Consider the following 12,886-nt stretch of genomic DNA (forward strand, 5'->3'; position numbering starts at 1 on the left):
CTTACCGCGAGATGCGGTTGAAATGCCCCATCTTGCGACCAGCCTTTACCTCGGCCTTACCGTAGAGGTGCAGGGCCACGTCACGTTCCTTTGCCAGTTCCGGCACTCGATCCATGTCGGCACCAATCAGGTTCTCCATTACCACATCGGAATGCCGCTGCCCGTCGCCCAGAGGCCACCCGGCAACGGCGCGGATGTGCTGTTCGAACTGATCAACCGCACACCCGTTCTGGGTCCAATGGCCCGAGTTGTGCACGCGTGGCGCGATTTCATTCACGATAAGATTGCCGGGCGTCACGAACAACTCGACACCCATCACCCCGACATAGTCCAGCGCGTTCAGGATATTGGCGGCGAGCAGCACTGCGTCCGTGCGCTGCGCCGGGCGAAGGCGGGCAGGGACCGTCGTGGTGTGCAGGATGCCGTCGCGGTGGACGTTCTCGCCCGGATCAAAGCAGGCGACCTGCCCGTCGACACCACGAGCCGCGATGATTGAGACTTCGTGTGTGAACTCCACGAACCCTTCAAGGATTGCCGGTGCGCCAGCCATATCAGCCAGAGCGGCTTCGGCATCTTCGGGCGTGCGTAGCCGCGCCTGCCCTTTGCCATCATAGCCAAAACGACGAGTCTTCAGGATCGCAGGCGTGCCGATCTGATCTATCGCCGCGTTCAGGCTGGCCAGATCGGTGACATCCGCAAACGGCGCGGTTCGCAGGCCCAGCCCCTGCAGGAAATTCTTCTCGGTCAGCCGGTCCTGGCTGACCCGCAGCGCCTCACGGCCGGGACGGATCGGGTGATGGGACTCAAGGATGTCCAGCGCTTCGGTCGGGATGTTTTCGAATTCATAGGTGATGACGTCGACGGACTCGGCAAACGCTTTCAATGCGTCCGCATCGTCATAGGCCGCAGTCGTCACCCGGTCTGCTACCTGTCCGGCGGGTGGATTGGCGCCGGGTTCATAGACGTGGGTTGCAAATCCCAGACGGGAGGCGGCAACCGACAGCATCCGGCCCAGTTGGCCGCCGCCCAGAATTCCGATCTTTGCGCCGGGCTTCAGTGCGTCACTCATCGACAGGCTCCTCGGGGATCGAGGCCGACAAAGCCTCGCGCCAAGCGTCCAGCCGCTGGGCCAATGCGTTATCTTGCAGGGCCAAAATGCCAGCGGCCATCAGACCCGCATTTGCTCCGCCAGCGGAACCAATCGCCATTGTTGCCACAGGGAACCCTTTGGGCATCTGCACGATGGAATAGAGCGAGTCGACACCAGACAGCGCGCGCGTTTGCACTGGAACACCGATCACAGGCACCCGCGTCTTCGAGGCCATCATGCCGGGCAGGTGCGCGGCCCCTCCGGCCCCAGCAATAATCACATGCAATCCGCGGGATGCGGCGGTCTTGCCATAGTCCCACAAGCGATCAGGCGTGCGGTGTGCCGAGACGATACGCTTTTCATACGCGATGCCCAGCTCATCCAGAATATTTGCGGCTTCTTTCATCGTGGGCCAGTCCGACTGGCTACCCATGATGATCCCCACTTTCACATCGCTCATCCGCTTGCGTCCCTGCCTTTCGAAAGAGCGCGCACTATAGCCAAATCGGACCCGGAGGCAATGTAGTATACGGATTTGGCAGCCATTTGGCGACCTGCTGAAAATACATTCGAATTCGTGTATAGTTTCTTTGGGGCATTAGTTCCCAAGGAGGAACCCATGACAGCTACAGTTTTGAAAGATCGGGACGGCAAAGCCGTGCCGCAAGACAGCATTGAAGAGTTCAGAACGCAAATTCGCGGGGCGCTAATTTTACCTGGTGACGCAGAGTACGACACTGCGCGCAGCATATGGAACGCCTTGATCGACAAATACCCCGGAGCCATCCTTCGGTGTCAGGGCACCGGCGACGTCGCCGCAGCTGCTAGGTTCGCATTTGAGAACAACGTTTTGGTTTCAATCCGAGGAGGCGGCCATAATGTGGGTGGGCGCGCAGTCTGCGACGACGGGCTTGTTATAGATCTGTCGAATATGCGCGCGGTGCATGTCGACCCGGACGCCCAGACCGTGCGCGCTCAGGGTGGGGCTTTGTTGGGTGACGTGGATCGGGAAACGCACCTGCACGGCCTCGCCGTACCTTTGGGCATTGTTTCAAAGACCGGAATAGGTGGCCTGACGACAGGCGGTGGGTTTGGTTGGCTGGCGCGCAAATATGGTCCGGCCTGTGACAACGTCATTGAAGCCGAAGTCGTCACGGCGGATGGGTCGATCAGAACAGCCAGCGCAAACAACAATCCCGATCTTTATTGGGGGATTTGTGGTGGCAGTGGCAATTTCGGAGTGGTGACGTCTTTTCTTTATAAGGCATATCCTCTTTCCACGGTACTGGGTGGTTTGATTGCGTATCCGCGAGAGGCCGCTGCCGAAGTTCTTCGCGGTTACCGGGATGTTATGTCACGGGCACCGGATGAGCTCACGGCATATGCCGCGCTGCTTTGGGGGCCGGATGGGACACCGCTGACGGCGTTGGTGCCGTGTTGGATTGGCGACGACAAGGACGCCGGGCACCAAGCCATAAAGCCATTGACTGAAATTGGTGAGCCATTGGTTGTCGACGTGCAGGAAATGCCTTTCCCGGCCAAGCAGTCCATGTTGGACGCAGCCTATGGCCCCGGCAGTCGGAACTATTGGAAGTCGGCTTACCTCAAAGCGCTGACGGACGAGGCGATCGACATGATCGTTGAGCATTCCGAAGGCATGACGATACCAGGTTCCGGAATTCTGATTGAACACTGCGCCGGTGCGGCCAAATCCAAAGCAAATGGCGACAACGCCTTTGCGCAGCGCGGGCACGACTACCTGATCGCGATTTTGCCGTTGTGGACAGACCCGGCCGACGATGCGAATCAGATTGCATGGGCACGCAAGATGCACGATGCAATGGCACCGTTTTCAACGGGTGGAACCTATCTGAACTACCTAGGTGCCGATGAAGACAGTGCGATAGAAATTGCTTTTGGCGAAAACCTGAGTCAGTTGAAAGAAGTTAAACGGAAATACGATCCAACCAATTTCTTCAGCGCTAATGCAAACATTTCGCCCTAATTTGGCATTCCGTCTAGTCAGCTCAATCGCTCTTTGGTTGAGCTGATGGGGTGAGTGCTAAGCTTCTAGCGTCGACAGGAGCGGCGTTACGCGATGATATCAGGTGTCAGGCGGTCTTCGATCAGCCGAATGATATCCTTGAGCCGCAGCTTTTGCTTTTTGAGGCGCTTGATCGTCAACTGATCGGCGGTGCCGGTGGCTTGTAGCGCCTCGATCGCCTCGTCCAGATCACGGTGCTGGCGGCGGAAAACCTCCAGTTCAACCCGCAAAACCTCATCTGTTTTCATCGATAGATCGGTGGGCGCGTTCATGAGCGACTCAGTGTTTGTTGTGGTGCTTGCCACACAAGATAGTGTGTCAGGGTTTATCCGGCCAGACCTTGTGGACATCTCTGCATATTCCCATATTCTATTCTACGCGGTTGCCAAAACGGGGCCGCAAAACACGTCGCTTTGGCAATAAAGGACGAAAATACGTGTCAAAACTTACTCTTGGCTCATACCCGCATCTTTTGGGGTTCGAGCAGTTGGAACGCCTTCTGGAACGGTCTGCAAAGGCTGGCAACGAAGGATACCCGCCCTATAACATCGAACAGACCTCGGACTTTTCGTACCGCATCACACTGGCCGTGGCCGGTTTCGCGGAAGAGGATCTGTCGATCACTATCGAGGATCGCCAGTTGGTGATCCGGGGCCGTCAACGCGACGACAGTGAGGGGCGCATATTTCTGCATCGCGGCATCGCCGCGCGTCAGTTCCAGCGCATGTTCGTGCTGGCCGATGGTGTCGAAGTAGGCGAGGCGATCATGGAAAACGGTCTGCTGCATGTGGATCTGACCCGAGCCATACCCGAAACCGTGGTGCAAACGATCAACATAAAGAAGGGGTAAGAGCTATGAATACACCTATCGAACTGAACGCTGAAGGCGACCGGATCGTTTATGTAAAAGCAGTCGACGTCGCCGATCTGCCTCGGGAAGTGCGTGAACAGGCCGGTGATCTGGATCAGCTGTATGCGGTCCACGATTCCGATGGTCAGCAGTTGGCGCTGGTCGCCGACCGTAAGCTGGCCTTCGTTTTAGCGCGCGAGCACGACTTTTCTCCGGTGGCCGTGCACTAATACAGCCCACCGCGAGCGAATTTCTCCGTGACATCAGCCGCCCTAAAGGCGAGATATGCGAACCTGGATGGGTCGCATATCGGAGGGCGTTTGACATGAGCTGGTTTGACTTTGACTGGGTAGGCGCCTTCAGCGACCGAGCCTTTGGAGGCAACGGGTGCGCAGTGGTTCATGGCGGGGCGGTTTTGTCCGAAAAGGTCTGTACGGCTTATGTCCGCGAAACCTCTCTTGTCGAATGCACCTTCACGGGGCCGTCTGATGTGGCGGATATAAGGGTGCGCTACTTTCTCGCCAGTCAGGAAATCCCGTTCGCTGGGCATCCCAACATTGCGACCGTGGCGGCGATGCGGTCACGTGGCCTGTTTGACGGTGACGCGCTGACGCTGGAGACGGGTGCGGGGATCGTCTCAATCCGCCTCAACGAAGATGAGATCGAGATGACGCAGGTGGCGCCGAAGTTTGGCGATCTTGTCCCTGCCGATCTGGTCGCCGCCGCTGTAAGCCTTCCCGAGGATGCGATTGTCTCTCCACCGCAGTTTGTATCAACTGGCTTGCCATTCTGCATCACGGTCCTGCGCGATCACGAGGCGTTGCGCGCTGCGACTTTGAATGTGGGGGCTTTGCGCAATGTATCTGCAAAAGCCGGGTTTTCCGGGTCGGACATGGCCGAACCTTTCCTCGTAACGCTCGAGGGGGCAACGGATGCGGGTGATACGTTCTCGCGCCTGCTAATGGCGCCACCCAGCCCCGCGGAAGACCCGTTCACAGGTTCGGCCACAGGCGCAATGGCGGCCTATTTGTGGAAGTATGGGTTAATGTCCAAGGAAAGTTTCGTAGCCGAGCAAGGCCATGACATGGGACGGCCCGGTCAGGCCCTCGTCACGCGTGTCGGGCCGGCTGACGCGATTACTGGTGTCAAGGTTGCGGGCCGCGGCCATGTGCTGATGCGGGGTGAGGTCGATCTGCCTGAAGTCGCCTAACGACCGAGCCTGCTATCTCCATTCTGCGCTATGGGTATCGTATGTGGCCGGTGCTGGGTTCGGTTCCTTTGTCAGAGTTAATCTGGCCACAGGGCTGCCCTGACCGGCTGATCGGCAAGACGGTGGGCACCGACCATCTGACCATTTGCCCGACCTCGATCGAGAACTTGGCCGCGCTCTTGCCGTATCTGAAGACCAACCAGAACAAGGCGGCGAAGTATGGCGATTTGGAAAGTCAGGCCGTTCGCACCCCGCGTACGGAAGTGGGACAGTGCTATCGCCTAGCAGACTTGGATCAGAACCTGGTGGCGGCGCGCTGCGAGAAATGAACCGATAAAGCCTGGATCAGGCCTCGCAACTGAATCAAGGCGCGCGTGAGGTCATCCGCGGTCAAATAAAAACGGCCCCCGAAAAAGGAGGCCGTTTATCAAATCTCAGCAGCGCTTAGGACGCGGCGATCAGACCCATGCTTTCCAGCTTGAGCAGCACCTGATGGGCGCAGTTGTCGACGTCAACATTCTCGGTCTCGACACTCAGTTCAGGGTTCTGCGGTACATCGTAGGGGTCCGAGATACCGGTGAACTCTTTGATCTTGCCTTCGCGTGCCAGCTTGTACAGGCCTTTGCGGTCGCGGCGTTCGCACTCTTCGATCGAGGTAGAGACATGTACCTCACAGAAAGCACCGAACTGTTCGACCTCTTCGCGCACCGCGCGGCGAGTGGTGGCGTAAGGCGCGATCGGAGCACAGATGGCGATGCCGCCGTTCTTGGTGATCTCAGACGCCACATAGCCGATACGGCGGATGTTCAGGTCGCGGTGCTCTTTCGAGAAGCCCAGTTCCGACGACAGGTTCTTACGAACAATGTCACCATCCAGCAGCGTCACCGGACGACCGCCCATTTCCATCAGCTTGACCATAAGCGCGTTGGCGATGGTGGATTTGCCCGAGCCCGAGAAGCCTGTGAAGAAGACTGTAAAGCCTTGCTGGCTACGCGGCGGCTTGGTTTTACGCAGTTCCGCCACAACCTCGGGGAAGCTGAACCAATCGGGAATTTCCAGACCTTCGGCCAGACGGCGGCGCAGTTCGGTGCCCGAGATGTTCAGGATCGTGACGTTCTCCTTGTCCTCGATCTCGTCATTCGGCTCGTACTGGGCACGCTCCTGCACATAGACCATGTGTTTGAAGTCGACCATCTCGACGCCGATTTCGTCTTGGAATTGGCGGAACAGGTCCTGCGCGTCATAGGGGCCGTAGAAATCTTCGCCTTGGCTGTTTTTACCGGGGCCCGCGTGGTCGCGACCGACGATGAAGTGTGTGCAGCCGTGGTTGGCGCGGATCAGACCGTGCCAAACCGCCTCGCGCGGACCAGCCATACGCATGGCCAGGTTCAGCAGGCTCATTGAGGTGGTCGAGGCCGGGTATTTGTCCAGCACCGCCTCGTAGCAACGCACACGGGTGAAGTGATCTACGTCGCCTGGCTTGGTCATTCCGACAACCGGATGGATCAGCAGGTTGGCCTGTGCCTCCTTCGCGGCGCGGAAGGTCAGTTCCTGGTGCGCGCGGTGCAGCGGGTTGCGGGTTTGGAAGGCGACGATGCGGCGCCAGCCCAGTTTGCGGAAATAGGCGCGCAGTTCGTTTGGCGTGTCGCGACGACCGCGGAAGTCATAATGGACGGGCTGTTGGATCCCAGTCACTGGACCGCCCAAATATACTTTGCCCGCAACGTTATGCAGGTAGTTTACAGCGGGGTGCGCGTCATCGTCGGCACCGAACACCTTCTCGGCCTCGCGCGCCTTGTTCGGAGTCCAGCGATCGGTCACAGTCATGGTGCCCAGAATGACACCTTCCTGGTCGCGTAGCGCGATATCTTGACCCAGCTCGATCTGGTCGGCGAACTCTTCATTGACATCCAGCGTGATCGGCATCGGCCACAGGGTGCCATCGGCCAGACGCATGTTTTCGACGACGTTGTTGTAGTCCGCTTCGCTCAGGAAGCCTTTCAGCGGATTGAAACCGCCGTTCATCAGCAGTTCCAGATCGCAAATCTGCCGCGGGCTCAGGTCCCAGCTGGTCAGATCGGCGGCTTCCACTTTCAATTTTTGCGCCGACTCGTACGAAACGTACAGCTCGGTGATCGGTGCCAGATTACTTAACATCGTCATGGGAATACTCTTATCGAAGTGCGGTTTTACCGGTGATTCAGGGGTGTTCGAGGGCGCATTTGCCCCGGCTGCTTGCCGAAGTCCATATACATTCACAAAACAAAGGACGATATGCGCGGTTTTTGCGCGGATTGGAAGGATTTTCCAATACGCGTGCCGTTTCGCGATCATGTTCCCGCTGATGCGCGACAAACGGCTGGATTTTGCGCGTGTGTTCTTAAGCCGCCCTGTGAATGGCAAGTTCAGCGGCATCCGCCAACGGAAGGGCCAAGATGGGCTGGCTCACGCCCCGCAGGGTAAAGGAACGCATTTTGATCAGATCACTGTCGTGGCCCGCGGCGCGCAGCAGTTCTGCCGAAACCAATAGTTCGACTCCCAGCGCCTTGGTCTCACCTTCTAAACGGCTTGCCACGTTGACGGCGTCGCCGATAATCGTGCGAGCGGCATTGCCTGCGGCGCCAATTTCGCCGAGTACTAGATCACCTAAGTGAAGACCCATCCCGATACGAATCCGTGGACTGCCTTCGGCCTCAAGCTGCTGGTTAAAACGGTCTAATGCGCGGCTGACATCGGCGGCGGCCCGCAAAGCGGCCCGGGCGGAGCTTTCGGCATTGGAAGTTTCGAACACGGCCAAGAGACCGTCGCCCATGTATTTGTCGACGACACCGCCATCCGCCGTGATCGCCGGGACAATCGCATCAAAGAATCGGTTCAAAAGGAACACAATGTCATATGGCAATTGGCCAGTGGTTCGTGATGTGAAGCCGCGCATGTCCAGAAACAGAACCGCCAGTTTGCGCTCTTGCCCCTGACTGGCATGCGCCCGGCTGCGCCCGCCATCCGGACGGAACATGCGAAACGCGGTCAACGGTTCGGTTGGGCGAATCTGACAGGCCAGCCGTGCGCCTTCGGGTGCGCTGACCGCGGCGAGGCTGCGGGCTTCGACCTCGCTGGGGGCGGGCAGGTTGTCGCCGCCGTTCTCGACGATCACGCGGCAAGTGGTGCAGCGCCCCTTGCCTCCGCAAAGGGAGGTATGTGGAATGCCATTGGCTTGTGAAATCTCGAGCAGAGTCATGCCTTTTTCAGCTACAACCTCGGGGCCATCGACATACTTCACTCTGACCGAATGCCGGCGTCGCCATAGCTTGCGGATAAAATAGACAGTCAGAGAAACTCCCAAAGCCACCCCAAAGGCCGCCAGAGCATTGTTTTTGACGCTGAACATGGTCTGAAACGCTTCGGGTGACGGCCAGTTATAGTGTTCGATGTATTGGTCGCGCAAAAAAGGATCAGCGAAATCTGCCCAGATGCGCCGCCCCTCGGTCAGCAACCCGGCTAGGGCAAACGAGGGTACAAACACTGCCGCACCGATCAGATAGGGCACTAATCTGGGCCACCAGCGGGTCAGCCGCAGCCACATGTGCAGACCGATGCAACTGTGAACCCAGACCACCAGCAACAGGAGGCTCTGCGTCCAGATTGCCGAACTGGGCCACATCAGGGCGATGATATAGCCCATCTCGTCATTAACGTCATAGATCTCGTGAGCATAGCGCGTGTGCACGATGTGCGAGATCAGTTGCAATGGGATCAGCAGGCCCAGTCCCACCTGTAATGCCGTGCTGAACGGCATGCGCATGGTCCGGCGCTGGCTGATGGAATAGAGGGCCAGCCCGGCGTGAACGAACAGCGCCGTATACAGAATTACACTGCCAAGATCATGCCGAGTGACAAAATGGCGGCCATCCTGCATGGCATGCAAGTATTCGGTATGGAACAGGCCCAGTCCGATATTGATGAAGTGAAAGAAGGCAAATGCGAACAGGACCAGGCCGCTGCTGATCCTCAGCCGGGTTGCCCACCCGCCTTGCCATAACACGCTTTTCAATCAAGCCACCTGCATTCGCTTTGCTTGTTCCCTGAGTCTGGTACGGCAGCGCGAACGGGTCAAGCTATGGCTATACGTAGGGTGGTGTCCACGGGATGGCCAGAGTGTCCACGCGGATCAGGGCGGGAGTGAATTCGAAAAGAACAATGTGGCTGAGTTCTGGGCGCGTCCGTGAACTGTACATTAGACCGTCAGCCCCGATATCTCGAGCGCCGTCGGAAAAGTTCCAGGTCGGTGAAACGCCCTGTTTTTCGCGAACATCCTGCCAGACAATCGATGCGTCAGGTTGACCGCGCAGGTCGACCAGCCTCGCGTTTGAAATCTGAGCCTGTTGCAACACACGCGAAGGATCATTCGCAGAGACATAACGCCTGATGGCGACCCCAGCACCCTCGGCGCTGAGCGAGCAGTAAAGCGCAGCCTGTCCCGAATGATGAAAACGCCCCTCAGGCGCCCTTGCGGGGGCCAGAGGGGCGTCGATTTGCGAAAGGTAAAGAATTCTCCAGACCGGGCCGGAGAAATTCAGCATCGGTTACTCGTTCTCCGCTAAAAATCGTTCAGCGTCCAGCGCGGCCATGCATCCCATGCCGGCACTGGTGACCGCTTGGCGATAGATGTGGTCGGTCAGGTCGCCTGCGGCGAACACTCCGGGCACCGAGGTCTCGGTCGAACCCGGTTTGGTCACAACGTAACCGCCCATATGGGTCTCCAGCGAATCCTTGACCAACTCGTTGGCTGGCGCATGTCCGATTGCCACGAAAACACCCTTACAAGGGATTTCGGTGATCTCGCCGGTTTTAACATTCTTGACGCGGACGCCTTCGACGCCCAGAGGCGCATCTGTGCCGACAACTTCTTCCAGCTCATGGAACCACATCGGTTCGATCTTTTCGTGCTTCAGCAGACGGTCCTGCAGGATCTTTTCAGCCCGCAGTTCATCACGGCGGTGGATCAGAGTGACTTTGCTGGCGAAGTTGGTCAAAAATAGCGCTTCTTCGACGGCGGTGTTGCCGCCACCAATCACGACGATCTCCTGCCCGCGATAGAAGAAGCCGTCACAGGTGGCACAAGCAGACACACCAAAGCCCTTGAACTTCTCTTCCGACGGCAGTCCCAGCCATTTTGCGCGGGCACCCGTGGCCAAGATGACCGCATCGGCGGTGTAGGTTGTGCCATTGTCACCCTTAGCGGTGAAGGGACGTTTGCTGACGTCCAGATCACTTATGATGTCGCCGATGACCTCGCACCCCATCGCTTGCGCATGATCCTGCATCTTGACCATCAAATCAGGACCCTGAACTTCGGTAAAGCCGGGGTAATTCTCGACATCTGTGGTGGTGGTCAGCTGACCGCCGGGTTCGATGCCCTGAACCAGGATCGGTTCCAGCATCGCGCGGCTTGCGTAGACGCCCGCAGTATAACCGGCCGGTCCCGACCCGATGATCAGAACCTTAGTGTGACGTGTTTCGGCCATGGTACCCCCAACTCGATCTGCCTGATATGGGCGTGCAGCCCTTGGCGAATGGATATAGCGACCCCTGTGCCGCGCTTAAAGCCCCTTCCTGTTTGGCACCCGTTATGCGCCCGAGGAATGGCGATCAAAAAAGAACATTGAAAACAAACAATATTGCGCATACGCGAAAGATTATTGCGCATCCTTTGGGTGCTGATATAACAACCGAAAAATCAGGAGTATTTGATGGTCGCGATACGGCTGGACGAAATTGACCGCAAGATTCTGGCGGAATTGCAGGCAGACGGTCGTATGACCAACGTCGAGTTGGCAAAGCGTGTAGGTATTTCGGCCCCGCCTTGCCTGCGGCGTGTGCGAACGCTGGAAGAATCGGGCCTGATCCGTGGCTATCATGCCGACGTAAACTCGCGCGAGCTGGGGTTTGAAGTTCAGGTCTTTGCCATGGTCGGTCTGGAAAGCCAGGCCGAATCCGAGCTGAGCGCTTTCGAGGAACGCTGCCGCGAATGGCCTCTGGTCCGGGAATGCCATATGCTGAATGGCGAGGTAGACTTTATCCTGAAATGCGTGGCTCCGGATCTGAGCAGCTTTCAGCAGTTCCTGACAGGAGAGCTGCTAACCACGCCGAACGTGGCCAGTGTCAAAACCTCGCTTGTTATCCGCGGCGCAAAAGACGAGCCCGGCGTTCCTTTCGATGTTCTGGAAGAACGAATGAGCCGGACGGCGTGAACATCATTCTTTTTGCTTGAGGTTTTGCCGGTGGCAGAAGCGCTGCCACCGTAAGTGAAAGAATCCAACTTAGAATCAACTGCATGATGCCCCCACATTGCAGAACTTGTTACGTTTTAAGCGGTTATTGCATCCACCTCTCCGTCTCCGGCGCGCGGCATGGCCAGCGGTCCGAAATCGTTGAGTGTGTCAACATGCGCAAACAGGTTCATATAGATTGATTTCAGTGATTTGCTGACTGCGCGTATTGCGTTGATGCCCGGATGATAGGTTTCAAACTGCAAACCATCCACTTTGATGACCGAATGTTGCCTCAGACAGATGTGAAACAGCTCGATCGGAGTTGGCGGCAGAGTTTCGATGACGCTTGTGCCATCTTGAAATTCGTGTACCGGGGTCAGGACAGGCCCGCCTCCATGTAGGTGCCTGAGATGTGCAGGCGTACCCAGAAGGCGCGCGGACGGGCCGGCGATAACGCCCGACATAGGTTTTTGCATCCCGAATGTATCGGCCATGATCCGGGTCAGCGGCCTCGTGCGGCCTCGCGAATCTTCACGACCGGGAACCAGGGTGACAGACCCTTTCCACAGCACTGTTTCCGAGGCACCGTTATGTGTTTGAACGGTGTCGCCGGGCAGCAAGTCTTCTATCGCCGTTGGTCCGAATTCCGTTTCAACCAAAGATCCCCGAGTGAATGCGCAGAACGCGTCCTCGAACATTGGCAGCGCGGGCGCAATGTGACGCGTCTGCGCGACGTCTCCGTTTTTCATCAGCGTGCTGACTTCATACCGTCGTAACTGTGCCTTCGGCGTTGTTGTAGGTCTTGGCGCGTCCCTCAACATCGCCGAGGTTTCAATGGCATTCCTGGCAGCGCGCGATAAAGAATGTGGAATGGTCATGACTATTCCGTCCCCTCTAAAGTCCGCTCAGGCAAGCTGAACCCCCGTGCAGGCCCGCCTGATCGGTTTTATTATTGCCCGGAATGGAAATAGTGACCGCAAGACGACAAACGCGCGATGCGCTTGTCCTATTTGTTTTCTTTACGTTTTTGGTCAGCACCTTGACCCCCCAGACAAACTCATACAAACGCAGGCGAAATTGCCGGCGATACACGCTCCGAACCTGGTCCGCGCACAAATCCGGCGGCAGGTCGCGCAGCGGATCGGAGCACCCCTCCGTTGCGCGTCTTGTCCCCTGGATCCGGCAGCTTGGTTCCAAGGGTGTTGCGGATCAGCGTTGTGTCGCCAGACGGCGCACGACTCTGACCGATTGGCTAGAGACCCGTTTCCACGGCATTTCCAGCTGTTGCTTTCCAGTGGCCGCGATCACGGCGCTAAGAAAGCGTGATTTCATCTTCATGTTTTTTCCTGCTCGCTGTGGAGACTTTCGTCCCCTTTGTCTCTCGGATCCCAACGTGCCGTACCATTGCGGCGGCGATAAG

At 57.6% G+C, this 12,886-nt stretch carries 15 protein-coding genes; 6 read left to right on the top strand and 9 right to left on the bottom strand.

What is annotated here, in order from left to right:
• Position 1: 1 nt before the first annotated feature.
• Positions 2-1,069: a 5-(carboxyamino)imidazole ribonucleotide synthase gene (locus tag ABLN94_RS03475; RefSeq protein ID WP_352989199.1), complete on the bottom strand. Its 1,068-nt coding sequence runs from the start codon at positions 1,067-1,069 to the stop codon at positions 2-4.
• Positions 1,062-1,550: a 5-(carboxyamino)imidazole ribonucleotide mutase gene (gene purE / locus ABLN94_RS03480; RefSeq protein WP_352989202.1), complete on the bottom strand. Its 489-nt coding sequence runs from the start codon at positions 1,548-1,550 to the stop codon at positions 1,062-1,064. The genes ABLN94_RS03475 and purE overlap by 8 nt, the downstream gene beginning before the upstream one ends.
• Before the next feature lie 159 nt (positions 1,551-1,709).
• On the opposite strand from purE, the gene ABLN94_RS03485 reads away from it, so the two are divergent.
• Positions 1,710-3,095 carry an FAD-binding oxidoreductase gene (locus ABLN94_RS03485; protein WP_352989205.1) on the top strand — a complete coding sequence of 462 codons (1,386 nt, stop codon included), beginning with the start codon at positions 1,710-1,712 and terminating at the stop codon, positions 3,093-3,095.
• Positions 3,096-3,181: 86 nt separating this feature from the next.
• On the opposite strand, the gene ABLN94_RS03490 is transcribed toward ABLN94_RS03485, so the two are convergent.
• Positions 3,182-3,406, bottom strand: coding sequence for a YdcH family protein (locus ABLN94_RS03490; protein WP_170325931.1), 225 nt, complete (start codon positions 3,404-3,406; stop codon positions 3,182-3,184).
• Positions 3,407-3,570: 164 nt separating this feature from the next.
• Between ABLN94_RS03490 and ABLN94_RS03495 the strand changes: the two genes are divergently transcribed.
• The 4 genes from ABLN94_RS03495 (at position 3,571) to ABLN94_RS03510 (ending at position 5,523) form a co-directional block, all read left to right on the top strand.
• A complete protein-coding gene (locus ABLN94_RS03495; protein WP_170495857.1) occupies positions 3,571-3,984 on the top strand; it encodes an Hsp20 family protein in 414 nt (137 codons plus the stop codon).
• A gap of 5 nt (positions 3,985-3,989) precedes the next feature.
• Positions 3,990-4,214: a DUF1150 family protein gene (locus ABLN94_RS03500; RefSeq protein WP_170325930.1), complete on the top strand. Its 225-nt coding sequence runs from the start codon at positions 3,990-3,992 to the stop codon at positions 4,212-4,214.
• Between the two features lie 95 nt (positions 4,215-4,309).
• Positions 4,310-5,194, top strand: coding sequence for a PhzF family phenazine biosynthesis protein (locus ABLN94_RS03505; RefSeq protein WP_352989208.1), 885 nt, complete (start codon positions 4,310-4,312; stop codon positions 5,192-5,194).
• 41 nt (positions 5,195-5,235) lie between these two features.
• Positions 5,236-5,523: a hypothetical protein gene (locus ABLN94_RS03510; protein ID WP_352989210.1), complete on the top strand. Its 288-nt coding sequence runs from the start codon at positions 5,236-5,238 to the stop codon at positions 5,521-5,523.
• A 115-nt stretch (positions 5,524-5,638) separates the two neighbouring features.
• Here the strand turns inward: ABLN94_RS03510 and ABLN94_RS03515 are convergent, their stop codons facing one another.
• The 4 genes from ABLN94_RS03515 to trxB form a co-directional block, all read right to left on the bottom strand.
• Complete coding sequence (locus ABLN94_RS03515) at positions 5,639-7,357, bottom strand: bifunctional sulfate adenylyltransferase/adenylylsulfate kinase (RefSeq protein WP_352989213.1); 1,719 nt, start codon at positions 7,355-7,357, stop codon at positions 5,639-5,641.
• Positions 7,358-7,574: 217 nt separating this feature from the next.
• On the bottom strand, positions 7,575-9,245 hold the full coding sequence (locus tag ABLN94_RS03520) for an adenylate/guanylate cyclase domain-containing protein (protein ID WP_352989216.1): 1,671 nt from the start codon (positions 9,243-9,245) through the stop codon (positions 7,575-7,577).
• A 70-nt stretch (positions 9,246-9,315) separates the two neighbouring features.
• Positions 9,316-9,774, bottom strand: a complete 459-nt coding sequence (locus ABLN94_RS03525; protein ID WP_352989219.1) for an RES family NAD+ phosphorylase — start codon at positions 9,772-9,774, stop codon at positions 9,316-9,318.
• Between the two features lie 3 nt (positions 9,775-9,777).
• The gene (trxB, locus tag ABLN94_RS03530) at positions 9,778-10,719 is read right to left on the bottom strand and encodes a thioredoxin-disulfide reductase (RefSeq protein ID WP_170490340.1); all 942 of its coding nucleotides are present in this window, start codon (positions 10,717-10,719) and stop codon (positions 9,778-9,780) included.
• Positions 10,720-10,944: 225 nt separating this feature from the next.
• On the opposite strand from trxB, the gene ABLN94_RS03535 reads away from it, so the two are divergent.
• Entirely contained in the window at positions 10,945-11,445 is a 501-nt protein-coding gene (locus ABLN94_RS03535) for an Lrp/AsnC family transcriptional regulator (RefSeq protein ID WP_170490337.1), read from the top strand.
• Between the two features lie 116 nt (positions 11,446-11,561).
• On the opposite strand, the gene ABLN94_RS03540 is transcribed toward ABLN94_RS03535, so the two are convergent.
• The gene (locus tag ABLN94_RS03540) at positions 11,562-12,344 is read right to left on the bottom strand and encodes a Hint domain-containing protein (protein ID WP_352989222.1); all 783 of its coding nucleotides are present in this window, start codon (positions 12,342-12,344) and stop codon (positions 11,562-11,564) included.
• 331 nt (positions 12,345-12,675) lie between these two features.
• Positions 12,676-12,804 (bottom strand): hypothetical protein, encoded by a 129-nt coding sequence (locus ABLN94_RS03545; protein WP_352989225.1) that lies wholly within the window; start codon positions 12,802-12,804, stop codon positions 12,676-12,678.
• Positions 12,805-12,886 lie beyond the last annotated feature (82 nt).

Origin of the sequence: Ruegeria sp. SCP11 (assembly GCF_040329455.1) — a bacterium.
GTDB lineage: Bacteria > Pseudomonadota > Alphaproteobacteria > Rhodobacterales > Rhodobacteraceae > Ruegeria > Ruegeria atlantica_E.

Excerpts from the sequence above, each read along its gene's own strand:
- ABLN94_RS03545 (WP_352989225.1), bottom strand. The coding sequence starts at position 12,804 with ATGAAGATGAAATCACGCTTTCTTAGCGCCGTGATCGCGGCCACTGGA.
- trxB (WP_170490340.1), bottom strand. The coding sequence starts at position 10,719 with ATGGCCGAAACACGTCACACTAAGGTTCTGATCATCGGGTCGGGACCG.
- purE (WP_352989202.1), bottom strand. The coding sequence starts at position 1,550 with ATGAGCGATGTGAAAGTGGGGATCATCATGGGTAGCCAGTCGGACTGG.
- ABLN94_RS03475 (WP_352989199.1), bottom strand. The coding sequence starts at position 1,069 with ATGAGTGACGCACTGAAGCCCGGCGCAAAGATCGGAATTCTGGGCGGC.
- ABLN94_RS03535 (WP_170490337.1), top strand. The coding sequence starts at position 10,945 with ATGGTCGCGATACGGCTGGACGAAATTGACCGCAAGATTCTGGCGGAA.
- ABLN94_RS03485 (WP_352989205.1), top strand. The coding sequence starts at position 1,710 with ATGACAGCTACAGTTTTGAAAGATCGGGACGGCAAAGCCGTGCCGCAA.
- ABLN94_RS03540 (WP_352989222.1), bottom strand. The coding sequence starts at position 12,344 with ATGACCATTCCACATTCTTTATCGCGCGCTGCCAGGAATGCCATTGAA.
- ABLN94_RS03490 (WP_170325931.1), bottom strand. The coding sequence starts at position 3,406 with ATGAACGCGCCCACCGATCTATCGATGAAAACAGATGAGGTTTTGCGG.
- ABLN94_RS03525 (WP_352989219.1), bottom strand. The coding sequence starts at position 9,774 with ATGCTGAATTTCTCCGGCCCGGTCTGGAGAATTCTTTACCTTTCGCAA.
- ABLN94_RS03505 (WP_352989208.1), top strand. The coding sequence starts at position 4,310 with ATGAGCTGGTTTGACTTTGACTGGGTAGGCGCCTTCAGCGACCGAGCC.
- ABLN94_RS03515 (WP_352989213.1), bottom strand. The coding sequence starts at position 7,357 with ATGACGATGTTAAGTAATCTGGCACCGATCACCGAGCTGTACGTTTCG.
- ABLN94_RS03500 (WP_170325930.1), top strand. The coding sequence starts at position 3,990 with ATGAATACACCTATCGAACTGAACGCTGAAGGCGACCGGATCGTTTAT.
- ABLN94_RS03510 (WP_352989210.1), top strand. The coding sequence starts at position 5,236 with ATGTGGCCGGTGCTGGGTTCGGTTCCTTTGTCAGAGTTAATCTGGCCA.